Origin of the sequence: Pseudorhodoplanes sinuspersici (assembly GCF_002119765.1) — a bacterium.
GTDB classification, from domain to species: domain Bacteria; phylum Pseudomonadota; class Alphaproteobacteria; order Rhizobiales; family Xanthobacteraceae; genus Pseudorhodoplanes; species Pseudorhodoplanes sinuspersici.
Genome location: NZ_CP021112.1, coordinates 4954015 through 4971537, shown reverse-complemented (window position 1 = coordinate 4971537; position 17523 = coordinate 4954015). Strand labels below are relative to the sequence as shown.

General features: G+C 59.8%; 15 protein-coding genes and 2 tRNA genes. 9 read left to right on the top strand and 8 right to left on the bottom strand.

Going from position 1 to position 17523, the window contains the following annotated elements; all coding sequences use genetic code 11:
* The first annotated feature begins 21 nt into the window (after window positions 1-21).
* The 4 genes from CAK95_RS24170 to CAK95_RS24155 all read left to right on the top strand — a co-directional run bounded on the left by CAK95_RS24170 (window position 22) and on the right by CAK95_RS24155 (window position 6107).
* Window positions 22-2130, top strand: coding sequence for a TRAP transporter permease (locus CAK95_RS24170; RefSeq protein WP_086090234.1), 2109 nt, complete (start codon window positions 22-24; stop codon window positions 2128-2130).
* 71 nt (window positions 2131-2201) lie between these two features.
* Entirely contained in the window at window positions 2202-4064 is a 1863-nt protein-coding gene (locus CAK95_RS24165; protein ID WP_157699724.1) for a feruloyl-CoA synthase, read from the top strand.
* A gap of 125 nt (window positions 4065-4189) precedes the next feature.
* Window positions 4190-5161 (top strand): Bug family tripartite tricarboxylate transporter substrate binding protein, encoded by a 972-nt coding sequence (locus CAK95_RS24160; protein ID WP_086090232.1) that lies wholly within the window; start codon window positions 4190-4192, stop codon window positions 5159-5161.
* Window positions 5162-5216: 55 nt separating this feature from the next.
* Window positions 5217-6107, top strand: coding sequence for a fumarylacetoacetate hydrolase family protein (locus tag CAK95_RS24155; protein ID WP_086090231.1), 891 nt, complete (start codon window positions 5217-5219; stop codon window positions 6105-6107).
* A gap of 53 nt (window positions 6108-6160) precedes the next feature.
* Here the strand turns inward: CAK95_RS24155 and CAK95_RS24150 are convergent, their stop codons facing one another.
* The 4 genes from CAK95_RS24150 to CAK95_RS24135 form a co-directional block, all read right to left on the bottom strand.
* Window positions 6161-6643 carry a DoxX family protein gene (locus CAK95_RS24150; RefSeq protein WP_086090230.1) on the bottom strand — a complete coding sequence of 161 codons (483 nt, stop codon included), beginning with the start codon at window positions 6641-6643 and terminating at the stop codon, window positions 6161-6163.
* Window positions 6644-6873: 230 nt separating this feature from the next.
* Window positions 6874-7899 carry a TRAP transporter substrate-binding protein gene (locus CAK95_RS24145; protein ID WP_086090229.1) on the bottom strand — a complete coding sequence of 342 codons (1026 nt, stop codon included), beginning with the start codon at window positions 7897-7899 and terminating at the stop codon, window positions 6874-6876.
* Between the two features lie 127 nt (window positions 7900-8026).
* Window positions 8027-8935 carry an NAD(P)-dependent oxidoreductase gene (locus tag CAK95_RS24140; protein ID WP_198343758.1) on the bottom strand — a complete coding sequence of 303 codons (909 nt, stop codon included), beginning with the start codon at window positions 8933-8935 and terminating at the stop codon, window positions 8027-8029.
* A 62-nt stretch (window positions 8936-8997) separates the two neighbouring features.
* On the bottom strand, window positions 8998-9477 hold the full coding sequence (locus tag CAK95_RS24135) for a carboxymuconolactone decarboxylase family protein (protein WP_342587969.1): 480 nt from the start codon (window positions 9475-9477) through the stop codon (window positions 8998-9000).
* Window positions 9478-9726: 249 nt separating this feature from the next.
* Here CAK95_RS24135 and CAK95_RS24130 point away from each other — a divergent pair, with 249 nt between their 5' ends.
* Window positions 9727-10878, top strand: a complete 1152-nt coding sequence (locus CAK95_RS24130) for a mandelate racemase/muconate lactonizing enzyme family protein (protein ID WP_086090228.1) — start codon at window positions 9727-9729, stop codon at window positions 10876-10878.
* 15 nt (window positions 10879-10893) lie between these two features.
* Here CAK95_RS24130 and CAK95_RS24125 read toward each other — a convergent pair whose 3' ends face one another.
* Entirely contained in the window at window positions 10894-11088 is a 195-nt protein-coding gene (locus CAK95_RS24125; RefSeq protein WP_086090227.1) for a hypothetical protein, read from the bottom strand.
* 168 nt (window positions 11089-11256) lie between these two features.
* Here CAK95_RS24125 and CAK95_RS24120 point away from each other — a divergent pair, with 168 nt between their 5' ends.
* Window positions 11257-11631, top strand: coding sequence for a hypothetical protein (locus tag CAK95_RS24120; RefSeq protein ID WP_086090226.1), 375 nt, complete (start codon window positions 11257-11259; stop codon window positions 11629-11631).
* A 67-nt stretch (window positions 11632-11698) separates the two neighbouring features.
* Here the strand turns inward: CAK95_RS24120 and CAK95_RS24115 are convergent, their stop codons facing one another.
* On the bottom strand, window positions 11699-12088 hold the full coding sequence (locus CAK95_RS24115) for a hypothetical protein (protein WP_086090225.1): 390 nt from the start codon (window positions 12086-12088) through the stop codon (window positions 11699-11701).
* Between the two features lie 315 nt (window positions 12089-12403).
* Between CAK95_RS24115 and CAK95_RS24110 the strand changes: the two genes are divergently transcribed.
* Together CAK95_RS24110 and CAK95_RS24105 are read left to right on the top strand one after the other, a co-directional pair.
* A complete protein-coding gene (locus tag CAK95_RS24110; protein WP_086090224.1) occupies window positions 12404-13021 on the top strand; it encodes a hypothetical protein in 618 nt (205 codons plus the stop codon).
* Between the two features lie 901 nt (window positions 13022-13922).
* Window positions 13923-16325 (top strand): methyl-accepting chemotaxis protein, encoded by a 2403-nt coding sequence (locus CAK95_RS24105; RefSeq protein WP_086090223.1) that lies wholly within the window; start codon window positions 13923-13925, stop codon window positions 16323-16325.
* A 112-nt stretch (window positions 16326-16437) separates the two neighbouring features.
* Here CAK95_RS24105 and CAK95_RS24100 read toward each other — a convergent pair.
* Window positions 16438-16512: transfer RNA gene (locus CAK95_RS24100), tRNA-Asn, on the bottom strand.
* 117 nt (window positions 16513-16629) lie between these two features.
* A tRNA-Cys gene (locus tag CAK95_RS24095) sits at window positions 16630-16703 on the bottom strand.
* Window positions 16704-16851: 148 nt separating this feature from the next.
* Between CAK95_RS24095 and CAK95_RS24090 the strand changes: the two genes are divergently transcribed.
* Window positions 16852-17502, top strand: coding sequence for a protein-L-isoaspartate O-methyltransferase family protein (locus CAK95_RS24090; protein ID WP_086090222.1), 651 nt, complete (start codon window positions 16852-16854; stop codon window positions 17500-17502).
* Window positions 17503-17523: the final 21 nt, after the last annotated feature.

Below are 17523 nucleotides of genomic sequence, written 5' to 3'. Positions count from 1 at the left end.
TAAGACTATAAAGGCGCTCCAGTGAGTGAAGAACGCATCGTTCCCGGCGCGGAAGAGTTTCGTGCCACCGTGTCACCAGCCAAACGATTCTGGACCAATGTCTTTCAGGCGCTGCTCGTGTCCGTGGTTATTGTCTGGACACTGGATCTGCCGCGTCAGCTTTTCGGTCTCGCATTCTACACCGAGCAGATGCTGACGGTTTGCATCGGCTTGACGCTGGCGCTCGCTTTCGTCGTCGAGACCAACACGAAATTTTCGCCGATCCATCTCGGCGCGGCGGTCGCGACATTCATTCTGCTGATTTACATCGCCTATCGCTTCGAGACCGTCGCGGCCGACCCGCTGCCCTTCATCGGCGCGCTGGCGGTTCTTCTGCTGTGGACATTTCTCGGCGCGAGAGCCCGCACGGCTTACATCTTCGACTGGATCAGCGTCATCGCATCACTGATCATCTGCGCCTATATCGCCGTCCGTTACGAACCGCTGACCTATGAAATCGCCATGCTGCCGGTCGAAGGCATCGTCGGCAGCGCGATCCTGATCTTCCTTGTTCTCGATGGCAGCCGCCGCACCTCGGGCTGGGGCTTTGTCTCGATCATCCTCGCAATGGCGGTCTACATCTTCATCAGCCCGCATCTGCCCGGGGATTTTGCCACGCGCAATGTCTCGCCCGAGCGCCTCGTCGTGTATCTCGGCCTCGATGTGAACGGCATCATCGGCACAATCGTTGGCGTTGCGGTGCTGGTGGTGATCCCGTTCACGATCATGGGGCAAGTGCTCGCTCGCACTGGCGGCGCCGATTTCTTCGCCGATCTTGCCAGTTCCGCGATGGGGCGTTTCCGTGGCGGTTCGGCGAAGATCGCCGTGGTCGGCTCCGGTCTGTTCGGCATCATTTCGGGCAGCGCGGTGAGCAATGTGCTGGCCGTCGGAATCGTCACGATCCCGATGATGATCAAATCCGGCTTCAGCCGCTACAAGTCCGCAGCGATCGAATCCGTCGGCTCGACCGGGGGGCAGCTCATGCCGCCGGTGATGGGCGCTGCCGCCTTCATCATGGCGGAATTCCTGCAGGTGTCTTACGGCGCGGTCTGTCTTGCGGCTGCTATTCCAGCGTTTCTCTACTACGCCTGTCTGTTCATCCACGTCGATCTTGAGGCGGCGAAGGAAAAGATCGGGGCGGCGGAGGTGGAAGGCGCGCCGACAGTCGGTGAAGTGCTGCGGTCCGGCTGGCATTTCTTCCTGCCGATTGCGTTTCTCGCCTTTTCGTTGATGTATCCTGAATACACGCGACTGACGCCGGAAAAGACTGCGATCGTCTGCACCCTGATCATCATGGTGTGTACCTACATCTTCGGTTATCGCGGCAAGAAGCCGACGGTGATGGAAACCCTGAAGGCGATTGCCAATACCGGTCGCTTCACGCTCGACATCATTCTGATCGGAGCCGCCGCCGGCATCATGGTCGGCATCATGAGCATCTCCGGGCTCGCGTTCGGCATGACGCTGCAGCTCATCGGCTTGTCGGGCGACAATGTCTTTCTGCTGCTGCTCATCATTGCCGTGCTGGCCTTCGTGCTCGGCATCGGCCTGCCGACGGTCAGTGTTTACATTCTCACCGCGACGCTGCTGGCGCCCGCCCTGGTCAAGCTCGGCGTGACGCCGATGGCTGCGCATATGTTCGTCATGTACAACGGCATGCTCTCGATGATCACGCCGCCGGTCGCCTTCGCCGCCTATGCTGCGGCCAATATCGCCCGGGTCGATGGCTGGAAGACAGGTTGGGTGGCTTGCGTCGTCGGCTGGAGTACGTTCGTCTTGCCATTTCTGTTCGTATTGACGCCGAGCCTGTTGATGGATGGTTCCGCGACCGAAATTGTCTGGAACCTGTTGCGCGTGCTGTTGGGGCTCTATGTCGGTACGGCGGGCATTCTCGGTTTCTCGCTGACGCCTTTGACCAAGCCGATCCGCGTCCTCTTTGGGGTATTGGCCGCAGCGATCGTGTTGCCGCCGGCAGCCTTCGCGGCTGCGCCATATGTGAACTACGTCGCAGTGGCTGCAGGCATTGCCTTCATCGCGCTGGAATATGTTCGCCGCAGTGCAGCAAACAGGGCCGTGGTAAAGGCGTCATAAGGGTGTTGGTTTGGGTTTGACGGACGATAGGCGGCATGCATTATAGTGCATGTCGTCTGGGAGGACGCGCCGTGAATTCAACAATGTCAAAACCGGCACAAACGGCCGGGAAAGCACCATTTCGTCCGATCAATTACGCCACACCGTCGGTGACGCGCGATAACCGGTCCGACGGCTGCATCATATTGCGTGCGACGCAACCGCTTGGTTCTTACACCCCCAACCTTGCAAAGCTGTTTCGTCGCGCCGTTGAGCGGCAGCCGGACCGGCTCTTTATCGCAGAACGCGATGCCACAGGCGCCTGGGCGGGTTTCACGTATGCGCAAGCACGAAAGAAGGTCGATGCGGTTGCGCAGGCTTTGATCGATCGCGATCTGTCGGCTGAACGACCAGTGATGGTGCTGTCAGGCAATGCCGTCGAGCATGGGTTGCTGACGGTCGCATGTTACACTGCGGGCATTCCCGTCTCGCCGATCTCGGTCGCTTACGCGCTGCAGAGTCAGGACCATTCCAAACTCAAATACATCAACGAGCTGCTGACACCGGGCCTCGTCTATGTGTCGGATACCGCGCCCTTCGCCAAGGCGCTCGCGCATGTCACGGCGCCGATCGTGGCCGGCCGCAATGGTGCGAACCTGCCCAATGTCACGCTGTTTTCCGACCTCGAAAAAACCGTGCCGGGTGCAGCGGTCGAACAGGCCGTCGAGAATATTCGCCCCGAAACCATTGCGAAATTTCTATTCACCTCCGGGTCGACCAGCCTGCCGAAAGGCGTCGTCAACACGCATGGCATGCTAACGGCCAACCAGCAGCAATCGGTGCAATGCTGGCCATTCATCGAAGACGATCCGATGTTGCTGCTGGACTGGCTGCCGTGGAACCACACGTTCGGGAGCAATTACAATTTCAATCTGATCCTGCAGCAGGCCGGAACGCTCTACATCGATGCTGGAAAGCCGGTGCCGGCCCTGGTTGGGCAGACGGTGGAGAATCTGCGCGACATTGCGCCAACCTTGTATTTCAACGTACCGGCTGGCTACGGAGCGTTGTTGCCGCATCTGGAAAAAGATGACGCTTTGGCGCGCCATTTCTTCTCGCGGTTGCGTTTGCTGTTCTACGCCGGCGCTGCGTTGCCGCAGGATATGTGGGACCGGCTTGAAGCCTTGTCGCTGCGTATCACCGGCTATCGTATCCCGATGACATCCGCCTGGGGCACGACCGAGACATCGCCGCTTGCAACCTCGGCGCATATGCTGATCGAGCGCGCCGGCGTGATCGGTGTGCCGGTGCCCGGCGTCGATGTGAAGCTCGTTCCGGCCGGCAACAAACTCGAATTGCGTGTGCGCGGTCCGAATATCACGCCGGGTTACTGGCGCCGTCCCGATCTGACAGAAGCGATGTTCGACGAAGAGGGCTTCTATAAACCGGGCGATGCGGTGCGTTTCGCCGACGACAGCGATCCTGCAAAGGGTCTCGTGTTCGATGGCCGTACGGCCGAAGATTTCAAGCTGCTCAATGGCACATGGGTCGCTGTCGGCGCTTTGCGCGTTGGTGCGCAGGCGACAGCGTCGCCGGTGATGTTGGATGCCATCGTCGCTGGCGAGGGCAGGGATCGCGTCGGGCTCGTTGCTTGGTTGAATGCGGCGGGCTGCAAGCAGGTGACGGGCGAGGAGGGAGATCTCGCAACTTATACGCGGCATCCGAAGGTACACGCGCATCTGCGCAACGCCTTCGCCGCATGGAATAAGGTTAATACCGGCGCGACGATGCGCGTCACGCGTCTTCTGCTGCTATCCGATGCACCGTCGATCGATGCCAATGAGATCACCGACAAGGGTTATATCAACCAGCGTGTTGCTCTTGAAAATCGCAACGCTGAAGTCGAACGTCTGTTCGGGGCGGAGCCACATCCCGATATTGTGGTGATCGAATAATCTTCGGCCATTCCCGCCATGTGAAAACGTGGCGCGGCGACGCGGCGCAATCTGCGGAATTGCCGCCGCCGGTCAGGTGTTCTATCACCGGCGAGGAGACAAAACGCTTTAGGGAGAAAGCCAACATGACCATCCGGTCGAAATTCGCGCTTGCACTGGCGAGCCTTCTGCTGAGTGTTTCAGCATCCGCATTGCACGCGCAGGATTATCCATCGCGGCCGGTGAAGATCATTGTGCCATTCGGTGCCGGCGGTCCGGCGGACGTCTATGCGCGCGTTCTCGCGCAGCATCTCGGTGAGACCTTGAAGCAGCCCTTCGTCGTCGAGAACCGCCCCGGCGCCGGATCGATCATCGGTACGGACGCTGTCGCCAAGTCCGATCCCGATGGCTATACGCTGCTCTTGATGTCGAATACGCATACGGTCAACGAGACGCTGACACCGAACAAGCCGTTCAAACTGATGACCGACTTCGTTGCAGTCGCACCGATCAATTATTCCGATCTGATGATGGTGGTTCATCCCTCGGTCCCGGTGAAGGATGTCAAAGAATTTGTTGCATTGGCCAAGTCGAAGCCCGGCGCTCTGAACTACGCCTCGTCGGGGCCGGGAACGCCGTATCACATGGCGGGCGAATTGTTCAAAGCGATGAGCGGCACCGACGTCGTGCATGTGCCGCACAAGGCTTCGGGCGAGGCACGCAACAGCGTTATCGGCGGTCATGTGCAGATGATGTTCGATGCGGTGACGACGATGTCCACGAATGCCAAGGCAGGTACCGTCAAAGCGCTTGCCACGACCGGCGTAAAACGTTCGGAACTGACGCCTGACATCCCCACGGTCGGTGAGGCTGGCGTGCCGGGCTATGAGGCAACCATCTGGCTCGGCGTGATGGCGCCGGCCAAGACACCGCAGCCGATCATCGACAAGCTGAATGCGGAGATTGGCAAGATCGTGAACCGGCCGGACGTGAAGGAAGCATGGGCCAAGCAGGGGGCGGTGCCCATGGTGATGTCGCCCAACGAATTCGACGCCTATTTGCGCAAGGATATCGACAAATGGGCCGATGTGGTGAAAAAGACGGGCGCCAAAAAGTGAACTGATCGCGGCATCCTTGCTCGCCGCGGTCCTGTGCGACCAGCGGAGAGTGTGAATGCGCTTTTGCAGATACGATAACGATCGTCTCGGCGTGGTCCGGGACGATCGCGTCCATGACGTGACCTCGGTTCTGGAGAAATTGCCGGCAGTCCGCTGGCCGCTGCCGGTCTATGATCCGTTGATTGCAGCGTTGCCCAAGCTGCGGGGCGACATGGAAGCCGCCGCCGATCGTGTGCAGGGCGTGCCGATCAGCTCGGTGAAGCTGCTCAATCCGGTGCCGAACCCATCAAAGGTCATCGGCGCACCGGTCAATTATCATGCGCATATCGATGAAGCCAACAAGGATGCGCAGATCAATTTCGGCAAGATCATCAAGACCATCGATCATTACGGTGTGTTTCTGAAATCCAATTCCTCGCTGTCGGGTGCGTCCGAGCCGGTGGCCGTGGTCGAAAAAGATCGCCGTACCGATCACGAGGTCGAACTGTCGGCGATCATCGGCGAGGAATGTTTCGATGTTCCGGAAGAGGGCGCGCTGAAATATATCGCCGGCTATGCGATCGGTCTCGATATGACCATCCGCGGTCCGGAAGAGCGTTCGTTGCGCAAGTCGCTCGACCGCTTCTCGGTTGTCGGACCTTATGTTGTCACCGCCGACGAGATTGCCGATCCGGATAATCTGGACATGGAGATCACCGTCAATGGCATAGTCAAGCAGAAGGCGAATACCAGCCAGCTGATCTTCGGCGTCGCTAAGCTTGTTTCCTATTGCTCGAATTTCTACCGGCTCTATCCCGGCGACATCATTATGACCGGTACGCCCGAAGGTGTCGGTCCTGTGCAGGCCGGCGATGTGATGCATGCGAAGATCGAGCAGATCGGCGAGATGACCGTGCAGGTCGTGCGCCGCAACGAGCCGCTGCCGGCACCGGCACCGGCGGCATAACCCTCTTTCGTCATTCCGGGCGCGCATTCGCGCGTCCCGGAATGACAGGTCTGTCAGAACTCCTTGCCCATCCTGGCATCGACCGAGTGGGGGCCGGACCCGCGGATGAGGAGATAGAGCGCTATCGCCGCGAGGATCAGCGGATATTCAAAACCGCTTCCCGGTGCGGTCCAGAACATCGTGCCAGCACGGCCGTAATGGAAGCGAACCGCCTCCAGCATGAAGATCAGCACGGCGAAGGCAATTGGCCGTGTGAACAGGCCAATGATCAAAAGGATGCCGCCGCCGAACTCCAGAAGCGCGATGATCCAGCCAAACATCGAAGCGACGGCAGGCGAATATCCAACCTTCTGCAACAGGCCGATGAAGTTCGTCATGCCCGGCCCGCTGAACGCACCGAACAGTTTCTGCATCCCATGCGGGATCAGAATCGCGCCGAGTGCAACGCGGATCAGAACATGCGCCCATTCATCAAGGTTGGCGTAAACCCGAGCCAACCCGGGAATATAGTATTGTGACCGCGGTCGCATCGCCATGAGCTTTTCTCCCCATTGAGGCGCGTCGGATTTTTATGCACGGCCGGTCGTAATGCCGGTCCGTGGCATCGCCGCGCGATTGCGCCTCGTGGCGGGATGCAAGCTTTAGTCTAGCCGCAGCTTATCGGCCCGCAAGCGGTCTCATGGCAACGTCGGGTGGTATTGGGAAAGCTCTGCAATGCAAAAGGCCGGTGCCTTGCTGCACCGGCCTTTCCTTACGACAATCAGGATCAATAAGCGGCGTTGCGCTTCTTCAACTCATCCTGCAGTTCTTTGTAGATCACGGCCGGGTCGTAGCCCGCTTTCTTCACTTGCGTTTCCCATTCCTTTTTGAGCGGCTCTGCCGCCTTACGCCATTCGGCAAGCTGTGCGGGTGTGAGCGGGTAAACGTCCTGACCCGGCTGCGCCTTGATCTTGTCGCGGCCGCTCGACTCCATGTCAGCCCATGGGGTTGCAATCTTCTGCGCCCATTCCGACGTGCAATGGTCGTCGATGACTTTGCGCTGCGCCGGGGAGAGCGATTCGTATCTCGGCTTGTTCAGCACGAAAACCTGTTCGGTGACGTAAAGCTGCGAGTCGAGGTGATGTTTGGTGACCTTGTCGATGCCGAACAGGATAACCGAACCCCATGGGAAGGTGATGCCTTCGGCAATGCCCTTCTCGAGAACGTCACGCGATTCCGGTGCCGAGGCTTGCACGTTGGCGCCGCCGAGCAGCGAAATGTAACGCGCGATGGTTGCGTTGGCCGGACGGATTTTCATGCCCTTCACGTCGCCTGGCACCGTGATTTTCTTGTTGGTGGTGTGGAAGGTGGCGGGATCATGCGCGAAGGTGAGACAGTATTTGACGTCCTTCATCTCACGGTCGGCGTATTTGCGATACCACGCGTCGAGCGCGGCACTGCCTTCCTTGGAATTGGCGAAGATGAAGGGCAGCTCCGACAGTCCCATGATCGGGAAGCGTCCCGGTTCATAACCGGGATTGGTGTGGGCGATGTCGGCAATGCCGTCGCGCGCCATATTGTAATGGTCGAACGCCTTGCCGAGCTGTTGTGCCGGATAGATCTTGATCGTGATGGTGCCGTTCGACGCCTTTTTGATCGACTCGGCCCAGGCTTCCACCGCCGGATGCATCGGATGGCTCGGCGGCACCCAGTGGCCGAAGCGAAGCTCGACCGGTTTGTCCTGCGCCGCAACAGGGCCGGCAAAAGTCGCAGCGAGCGCACAGGCCGCCGCAGCAATGGCAATGCGTTTCATGGATACCCTCCCAAAGTCGCCTTGTTCCGGCGATCATGTTGCAAGGCTAGCGTCACTCCCATCAATTCTCCAGCGCGATAAGGTGACGCCAGCCATTTCGTGATGCCTATTTCCTGCCCATCGCCGCTTATTCGGCTGCGGAGGGGAGTGCCCGCTTTTCCCAGTGGATCACCGCGCGGGTATGGTCCTGCTCGCCGCCGAGTGCGTCGCGCGCATCCGCCCACATCCCGGAGATGAGGCGGCCGACGGGCGCATCGACACCGATTTGGTCGGCAAGATCAGCCGCGATCCTCACGTCCTTCGCCAGCAGGCCGAGGGCGAAGCCGGTGCCGAACACGCCGCTCAGCACATGCTGCTTGAGCAGGTTCTCGGACACGAAGCTGCGGCCGGTCGAGACATTGACCACATCGGCCAGCACAGCAGGGTCGAGACCGAATTTGCGACCGACGGTCATGGCCTCGGATGCCGCGGCAAAGCTCGCGGCGGCGAGAAAATTGTTGAGGCATTTCATCGCATGCCCGCAGCCGAGGCTGCCGACTTCGAACAACTTGTTGCCCATGCAGGCCAGGACCGGCTTCACCGCGGCAACAGCGTCCGCATCGCCGCCGATCATGATCGCGAGCGAACCATCCTTGGCGCGTGGCACGCCGCCGGAGACGGGCGCGTCCACAAGGACGAGTTTGCGGGCGGCAACGTCCTTGCCCAGCTCTCGCGTACCGACCGGATCGGCCGAGCTCATGTCGATGATGAAAGCGCCGGGCCTGAGATTGGCCGCGAGCGCGCCGCCCTGCATGTTGAACAGCGCGTCGCGCACTTCGCGGCCGGTCGGCAGCATGGTGACGATGGCGTCGCAGGCCCTGCCGAGTTCGGCCAGTTGATCGGTCGCGCGGGCGTTGTGTTCCTGTGCGAAGGCCTTTGCGCGTGCGGGATCGAGATCGAAGCCGACCACCTCGTAGCCGCCGCGCCGGATATTGGCGGCCATCGGTACACCCATATTGCCGAGCCCGATGAAGCCGACTGTCTTGATGTCTGTCATTGTGCGTTTCCGTTTTCAATTTTGTTCTTTATTCGAGGCCCATATCTATTCGAGTACCCATGCTATTCGAGACCCATGTCCTTCAGCGTTGCTTCCGCGGCCCGGAAAGCTTCGACGCCACGCGGAATGCCGGAATAGACCATCGCGTGAATGAGGATTTCCTGTATCTCGTCTTTGGTCACGCCGTTGGCGATGGCGCCGCGCACGTGCACGCTGAGTTCGTGCGGCCGCGCCATGGCGACCAGCATCGCCAGCGTGATCATCGAACGGATTTTTCGCGAGAGCTTCGGCCGCGTCCATGTTTCCCCGAAGCAATATTTGGTGACGATTTCCTGGAGCGGCCAGATAAAATCGCCGGCTGCGTTGATTTGTCCTTCGGCGCCGTCGCGGCCCCACATGGCGCGGCGAACCTTCATGCCGCCGGCAAAGACCGGATCCTTCATTTCACGCTGGGCGCGGGTCGGTCCTTTCTTTGCGGCCTTGCCGCGTAAGGTCTTGCCGCGCAAGGTTTTTGCCTTCTTTGCCTTTGCGGATTTCGCCATTTGAACTGCTGTCCTCCTTGACGTTTCTGGCCGCGACCCTGTCGTGTTTGACTGGTCAACGGAAGCACTGCGTTTGCGGCGCACGAATTCATTCTGCCATGCGCGGCGATAAATTGCCGGGAGAAGCTCCGTCGCGCTATAGGCAAATTTCAAAAGTTTGCGGGCTGCCCACCGGCAGTCCGTTGACGTTGGGAGCGATGGGCAATCCATTTCATCGCTGCCAGATCCATCGAAATCCGGAATGCCCGAATGAAAATCTCCCGCGTCACCGCCACGCCGCTCAACGTACCGCTGCACATCGACCTGATGGGGGTGGACAAGAAGACATCGCTCGCGACCTGCTATGTCGAGGTGGAAACCGACACCGGTATTGTCGGTCATGGGTTCACCTCGATCACCGAGGAGGATGTCGTCGCACAGGTGGTCAATGGCGTGATCGCGCCCAATCTGATTGGCGACGATCCGCTTTTGCATGAGCGGATCTGGGAGAAGATCTATTGGACGACAATGCCGCGTGGGCAGACCGGTTACGCCGCGCACGCGCTTGCCGCCGTCGACCTCGCGCTCTGGGACATCAAGGGCAAGGCATTGGATATGCCGGTCTGGAAGTTGCTGGGCGGGGCGCGCGAGCGGGTGCCGGTCTATGCGACCTTCGGCTTCGGCTTTTTCGATCGCGAGCAGCTGGCTGCGGCGGCAAAGAAATGGGTGGCCGATGGCTTCCGACGGCTGAAGATGACTGTCGCGAGCGAGGCGATCAAACACAAGAATGACCGTCCGATCATGGATGCGATCCGGGAGGACGCCAAGCGCGTGCAGGCCGTGCGCGAGGCAGTGGGGTCGGATATCGAGATCTTCATTGACGCCAATTGCAATCTCGATCTCTACCATGCGACTAAGCTAGTTGAGATGATCAAGCCCTATAACATCTCATTCTTCGAAGAGCCGCTGACCCAGAACGACGTGCCCGGCATGGCGCAGCTCCGCCGCAATACCGGCATGGCTTTGGCTTGCGGTCAGAATGAGGGGCTGCTGTATCGTTTCCGCGATCTCCTGAGCGCCGAAGCGATCGACTATGCGCAGCCGAATGTCTGCATCACCGGCGGCTTCACCCAATGCGTCAAGATCGCCGGGCTGGCCGCCTCACACAATGTCTTGGTCGCCAATGGCGGCGCCTGGTCCTATCACAACATGCATCTGCAGGCTGGCGTCGCCAATGGTTCGCTGGTCGAGCACCATTATCTTGCGGTCGAGCTCTACAAGATGCTCTATACTGGGCTCATTGCCCCGAAGGATAGCTGGCTGACCTTGCCTGACAAACCGGGCCTCGGCTTCGAACCCAATCGCGATGCCATTGCCGAAATCGCCAAGCTGCCATTGTCACAAGGTCGTGCCAAAGGCTGACCCTAAGAGCTGACGCTAAGCGGCCTTGAGATCGGCGCTCTTGCCTTTGGCCGCAGTCTTCATAGCTGCCCTGGCCGCCTGTTCGGAGGCCGGGGTCTGTAACGGCCGGCGATGATTGCGCGACCAGAAATCGACGAAAGCCAAGCCTAGGGCGAATGCCAAGAAGGCGAGGGTGATCAGGGCGACGACAAGTGCGGTGCCGGCGGTCATGGCTCTTTTGCTCCTTCAATTGTGGAGCAAAACGTGGCGCCGGTGCATCACCTGCGCATTGAGCGAGATCAAAGATCGCCGTTCCCGGGCGCTGTTACGAAGATTAACGTCCTCTTAAGAACTTCGGCTCCATTTTCCTAAAACGATAGATTCGCAGGGGATTTGGCAATGACGTCCTACGGTCTGAATGCTTCAGACGACGTGTGCCCGGTACCGGAAAGTCTGTTCGGGCAATTGTATCGCACGCACGCGCAGGGGTTACCGGAGCTGGTAGAAACGATACCCTCCCAGACGCGAGCCATGCTGGCCTTGTTCTGCTACCGGCGGGCGCATCTGCAAGCCTTGAGTCTCGCCATTGCATCGACTTGCGACGAGAACGACCTCCTGGATGCGGGCGGACGGGCCGGCGCTGTGCTGTTCGAACTATCCCGCAAGGCGGAAAAGCCGACGATTGCAGCAAGCGAATCCGGCCGCCGCAAGATTTCCTTGTCCAGGGGGCCCTTGTGGACTCCCGCGCCGTTGGAAGACGATTACGAGGACTGAAGGTCAGTTCGATCGATGACGTTGTCGCCCGGCGGAAACGCCGGGCTTTTTGTTGAAGCGACGGGCCTTATCGCTTCCGGGAAAGCCGCGCGCAGACCGAGCGCGGAGAATTGCCGGCTTCGACATAGCAATAGTCGAGCGTGTTTCTGTTGACGAGGTCGAACGAATAAATGCCTTCGTCGTCCGACCCGACCATCAGGCGACCGCCCGGTGTGAACGCGCCCCACAGGTCTTCTTTGACATCACCGTCCTTGTTGGAACGGTTGAGATAGCCCTTGAACGTGCGTCCTTTTTGTTCGGTGATGACCAACGTCGCCACACCTTCTCTCAGGCCTTCGACTTTCGCGATCCGTTCGCGCTGGCCGGTCCAGGTCCCGACGAGAGACACCTTCTCGGCTGCCAGGGCTTGGCCGGCGATCAACGACGCGAGCACCACAGACGTTGTAAACAGCTTCATGGCGGTTTCTCCGTGAGGTCTTGTCGTCAGGGTTCGGCCGACAAGCGCGTAGCGCCGGGCAGCATGGCGCTTGATTCTTGTCCTTGGGTAAATGGGTTAAGGTCAAATTGCTGGTCCCGTGCACTGAGATAAAGGAAAGCGGCGGGCCGGAATCAGATCTGTGAGTTCGTCCTGTTCGTATCGGGCGCCACTGTCAAGAATTGCAGAAGGCGCAAGCGCACGATTAATTGCAGACGCACGTCGGATGATTCGAATTTGGAGTCAGCGCGGCGTTCGAAGTTGGACCTGTGGAATAGCAGAGAACGAAGCGAGCGCATGATCGGCAATCAGACGTCAACAGTTTCGGTCGCGCAAAGCCAGGGCGATTCAGAGACCCAGGATCAACTGCAAGTCTCAACCGCAAGCTTGACGCGTCTGCTGTCGGCGATGGGATTGCCGGAGGTGGCTGTTTTCTGCGGCGGCCTGCTGCTGACAATCTCCTGCACCGGGCTGGCCATCGCACAAGGGGCCGGCGTGCCGATGGCGTTGATGGCGGGGTATTGTTCGCTCGCTGCAACCATCGCGCTCGTCATTGCATTTCACGTCCTCAAGAATCCGCCAGCGCGCGTTGCGCCAACGGTGGCGGCCGTGTCACAGCAACCGAATTATTCTGCCTGGAAGCTGGTGAGCCAGATGAACATCGCCAATGCCTCGCGGTTATGGTGCGACATCGAGCCAGGCCATCCTTATTCGCGCGATTCAATGGCGTGGGCGACAGCGATGCTGGACGCCATCAAGACCGGTGCGTTGCCAATTGCCGCCAAACCGAACATGAGCAAGGAATTGATCGACCGGGAGCGCGCCAATCCCACCTGGCACACTGAGATCACGCGTGAAGCGCTGCAATCCTGGGCCAAAGCGCACGGCCATAATCCGGAATTCCTGCGGCAATAACCGCCTCGTCGCAGATCAGTCCCGGCGACCGAACGATCTTACGCCAGCCGCATCTTTTTCGTCGGCCCCCTGAACGCGCGGTTGTTCAGAACGGCCCGCTGGATCGAAAGATATTCCGCGATGCTGAGATCGGGAAATGCGCACATGACTTGGACCATGGTCGACCGCGTATCTCCGCTATTCCGAAGGCGGCGCCGGATTGCTTTTTCTATTTCGCACACACGATACGGTGTCTCGAACTTCGCCACGACTGTTTCCACCACGATTTTTTTTGACGTTCTGGTGTGAGCATTCGCACCGAATGCGATCACAAGCTCGTCACGGTTGCGTGTGGTTGAGGCTTCTTAAATTACGTTTCTCGTAAGTGGACCGCCGGCGTCTAGGGGGCTTAAGCCGGCGGTCCGTATTGCTGTACCCCGGGGGTGTGGGGCGGCATGCCAAGCAATATGTGATCCGTAAAAGTCTTAATTAAATTCGCAACCAAATTGCCGGCTTAACCTAACCAGTTAATCCTAACGCGGTGAATGGCTGAGCGCCGCGTTCCTGATCCGAATTCAGTGATGCCGTCGCGCCGCACTCATGATCGAGCCGAAAGGCAGATAGAGCCGTTGACGCGCCCGTCGCCGCAGAAAGTCGCCCCTCCACTGTGAGGGCAATATGCGAGCTCCCTTGGAAAGGGAACCGGAGGCGCGAACATCGACGAAGGATGTCGGCACGGATGGCCGAGATTACCAATTTACAGAAAATCAATGTTGATGAACTACTAACGTTCGCGGTCCTGCGGTTTACGTGCGGCTTCCTATCGAACTAATGCACGAGAGCTCGGGCCGATAGGGGGCGGCATGGACCGACGCTGCGCGCTGGCCAGCCGCGTGGAAATGAAACGGCGAGGACCGTGCCCATGATGCCTTCTCAGCAGATCGTAACTACACCTGGGGCCGGCTTTCTCGCCGATCGCCGGATCAGTACCAAATTGCTGGCGGGATTTACCGCTGTCAGCGCAATCCTGGCGATCGCCGTCGGATTCACACTTGGTGTTGTGAACAGCGCGTCGACGACGGTTGAACGTATGGCCAATCTGCGCGTGCCGGTTGCGCTCGACAGCACCGAACTCGTCGGCAATCTCTATTCCACGCTTTCCACTTTGCGAGGTTATCTGCTGACCGGAAATCCGCAGGGCAAGAATGATCGGGCGGCGATGTGGAAGGAACTGGACGCGACCAGCGCTTCCTTCGATGCGAAGGCGGAACGCTTCACCAATCCGGCCAACAAGAAGATGTGGGCGGAAGCCAAGTCGCTGCTGCAGGAGTTCCGGGCCGCGCAGGACAAGGCGGAGTCGGTCGCGTTCACGCCGGACGCATTCCCGGCCACGAGATTGCTGCTGAACGAGGCTGCGCCGCAGGCGGCCATCATATTCGGCGCGATCACCAAGATGATTGACATCGAGGAGGGGCTCGAGGCGACGGTGGATCGCAAGCGCCTTTTGAAGACCATGGCCGATCTACGCGGCAATTTCGCTGCTGCGGCCGCCCAGTTGCGTATGTTCCTTCTGTCTGGCGACAAAGCCAACAAGGACGAATATGCGCGTCTGGCGGAAACCTATCAGCGCGCTTATTCGAGCCTGAACAATCAGCGTGCGCTGTTGACGCCGAGTCAGAAGACGTCGTTCGACAATCTTACCAACGCCTATAACGTATTCTCGCCGTTGCCGGCCAAGATGTTCGAGATTCGAGAATCTGCGCAATGGAACGTGCCGGTTCACCTGTTGGCGACTGAAGCGGCTCCGCGAGCCCTGAAGATTCTCGACCTAATCGACGGTCCGAAGCAGGCGGACGGCACGCGCTCCGGCGGCATCAAGACCAATCAGAAGTTGATGCTGGTGGAAGAGCGGGACGCCGTGCTGAGAGACATGTCGTTCCTTCAGCAGTCGCAATGGACGCTGCTGTTCGTCGGGCTGTTGCTCGCAGGACTGATCGCCTTCATCTCTACGCGTTTGATTGCGACGCCGATCCAGAAGCTGACTGGCGGCATGCGGCAGCTTGCAGCGGGCAATTTCGATATTGTCTTGCCTGGCGTCGGCCGCAAGGATGAGATCGGCGACATTGCCGGTGCTGTCGATGAGTTCAAGAAGCGGCTGGCCGAGAAGATGCGGCTTGAGGCTGAAAAAGAAGCCGAGATCACGCGACGCGAACAGGCAGAGCGCGATGAGCGTACACGGCGTGAGACCGAGCAAGCGCGCATCGTTGCCGAAGTGGTGGCCGAACTCGGACAGGGCCTGGAGAACCTCGCTCGCGGCAACCTGACCTATCGCGTGTCGAAGGAGTTCACCGCCGAGTACAAGAAGGTCCAGAACGACTTCAACGGCGCCATCGAGCAGCTGCAGGATACGGTGCAGCGGATCGCGTCGTCCTCGATGGAAATCTCCAACGCCGCGGCCGAAATCGCGACCGCGACCACCGACCTGTCGCAGCGCACCGAGGAGCAGGCCGCGAGCCTGGAAGAGACCTCGGCCTCGATGGAGGAGATCGCCGCGACGGTGAAGCAGAATGCGGAGAACGCGCAGCGCGCCAACGAGCTCACGCGTGAGACGCGCGACGTGGCAGGCCACGGCGAGGCAGTGGTCGCCGAAGCGGTGACCGCGATGGCGCGGATAGAGGAATCCTCCCGCAGGATCTCCGACATCATCTCGGTGATCGACGAGATTGCGCGTCAGACCAACCTGCTGGCGCTCAATGCCGCGGTGGAAGCCGCGCGCGCGGGCGAAGCGGGCCGGGGGTTCGCGGTGGTCGCGTCCGAGGTGCGGAGTCTGGCGCAGCGCTCGTCGCAAGCGGCGAAAGACATCAAAGACCTGATCGTGAACTCGTCGGGTCAGGTCGAGCAGGGCGTACAACTCGTCAACCGCGCCGGCGACTCGCTGAAGGAGATTCTGCAGTCTATCCGCGCGGTCGCCGACATCGTGGCGGACATCGCCGATGCGAGCTCCGAACAGGCCGCCGGAGTCGACCAGATCAATAAGGCACTGGCACAGATGGACGAGGTGACGCAGCAGAACTCGGCTTTGGTCGAGGAGAATGCGGCAACGGCGAAGACGCTGGAAGACCAGTCGAACGCGCTCGACGGCCGCGTTGCTGTGTTTCAGCTCGACGGGGCAGGCCCGTCCGTGGCGGCGGTTGTAGCTCCGCCCAGAGCTGCGGTGGTTCGCAAGCCGTCACCGATCGCCCCGGCGCGCAAGGCCGCTGCGTCGCAAGGACGCCGCAATGTGCAAGGTGCGCTTGCCGTTAAACAAGAGTGGGAGGAGTTTTAATCGCACCAAGTGTGATGCGATCCGGCGCCGGCGGGGCGAGCGTGCGGCAGTCAGCAATTACTGCTGCAGGACGGTGGTACGCAACTCGCAAACGGTAGTGTGTGAAAAAAACTGGCTCCCCGGGCCGGATTCGAACCAGCGACCAACCGGTTAACAGCCGGTTGCTCTACCACTGAGCTACCGGGGAACGCCGCGCGGCTATAACAAAGCTGCCGCGGATTGCAAAGCTTCGATGTTGAAATCGGCTGTGGTTTTGGCGTTTTGCGCCAAAATCATAGGCCTCAGGACATCGATGGTGTGAATCTGGAGGCCACGCCCGGAATCGAACCGGGGTGCAAGGATTTGCAGTCCTCTGCGTAACCACTCCGCCACGTGGCCCCAGGCGGTCGTCATATAGGAGGCACTGCGCTGCGGCAACACATCGGATGCGAGATGCCGTCTTGTTCCCGTCATATCTTGCGTTTTGGTGTGGCCTGCCGCAGAAGCGGCACAATCAATGCCTTCTGCAATACTTCCGGATGCCCCGATGGCCGATTTCGCAGCCTTGCGCCGTACGATGGTGGACACACAGGTCCGCACCGCCGATGTCACCGATCGTCCTTTGATTCACGCGATGCTGGAAACACCGCGCGAGCTGTTCGTACCAAAATCGTCGTCCGGCCTGGCTTATCTCGATCTCGATTTGCCGGTGGGCGGGGAGGGCCGCCGTATGCTGAAGCCGATGGTTCTGGCAAAAATGCTTCAGGCCCTCAACATCGCGCCGGAAGATCGAGCATTGGATGTGGGTTGCGCCACGGGATATGCGGCGGCGCTGCTGTCACAACTGGCGGCTTCGGTGGTCGCGCTGGAGCAGGATGAGGCACTTTTCCACGCGGCCAAAACGACTTTGGCGCAGACAGGCAATATTGAGATCGTTCAGGGGATTCTGGTAGATGGATACCCGAAGGCCGCGCCTTATGATGTGATTCTGGTCGAAGGCTGCATCGGGGTGGAACCCGAAAAGCTCTGCCAGCAGCTTGCTGACGGCGGCCGCCTCGTCTGTATCTCCGGAACAGGTCCCGCGACCAAAGCCACCCTATACCAGCGAGACCTCGACGACATGACCAGTCAGGCCATTTTTGATGCGTCGGGGGCGTCGTTGCCCGGATTTGCTAAGCCGGCCGCCTTCGTATTCTGACCCGGCCGGGCACACCTGTCA

Coding starts and splice junctions, on each gene's coding strand:
- CAK95_RS24110 (WP_086090224.1), top strand. CDS start 12,404: ATGATCGGCAATCAGACGTCAACAGTTTCGGTCGCGCAAAGCCAGGGC.
- CAK95_RS24140 (WP_198343758.1), bottom strand. CDS start 8,935: ATGACAGACATCAAGACAGTCGGCTTCATCGGGCTCGGCAATATGGGT.
- CAK95_RS24135 (WP_342587969.1), bottom strand. CDS start 9,477: ATGGCGAAATCCGCAAAGGCAAAGAAGGCAAAAACCTTGCGCGGCAAG.
- CAK95_RS24115 (WP_086090225.1), bottom strand. CDS start 12,088: ATGAAGCTGTTTACAACGTCTGTGGTGCTCGCGTCGTTGATCGCCGGC.
- CAK95_RS24105 (WP_086090223.1), top strand. CDS start 13,923: ATGATGCCTTCTCAGCAGATCGTAACTACACCTGGGGCCGGCTTTCTC.
- CAK95_RS24125 (WP_086090227.1), bottom strand. CDS start 11,088: ATGACCGCCGGCACCGCACTTGTCGTCGCCCTGATCACCCTCGCCTTC.
- CAK95_RS24090 (WP_086090222.1), top strand. CDS start 16,852: ATGGCCGATTTCGCAGCCTTGCGCCGTACGATGGTGGACACACAGGTC.
- CAK95_RS24160 (WP_086090232.1), top strand. CDS start 4,190: ATGACCATCCGGTCGAAATTCGCGCTTGCACTGGCGAGCCTTCTGCTG.
- CAK95_RS24120 (WP_086090226.1), top strand. CDS start 11,257: ATGACGTCCTACGGTCTGAATGCTTCAGACGACGTGTGCCCGGTACCG.
- CAK95_RS24150 (WP_086090230.1), bottom strand. CDS start 6,643: ATGGCGATGCGACCGCGGTCACAATACTATATTCCCGGGTTGGCTCGG.
- CAK95_RS24155 (WP_086090231.1), top strand. CDS start 5,217: ATGCGCTTTTGCAGATACGATAACGATCGTCTCGGCGTGGTCCGGGAC.
- CAK95_RS24145 (WP_086090229.1), bottom strand. CDS start 7,899: ATGAAACGCATTGCCATTGCTGCGGCGGCCTGTGCGCTCGCTGCGACT.
- CAK95_RS24130 (WP_086090228.1), top strand. CDS start 9,727: ATGAAAATCTCCCGCGTCACCGCCACGCCGCTCAACGTACCGCTGCAC.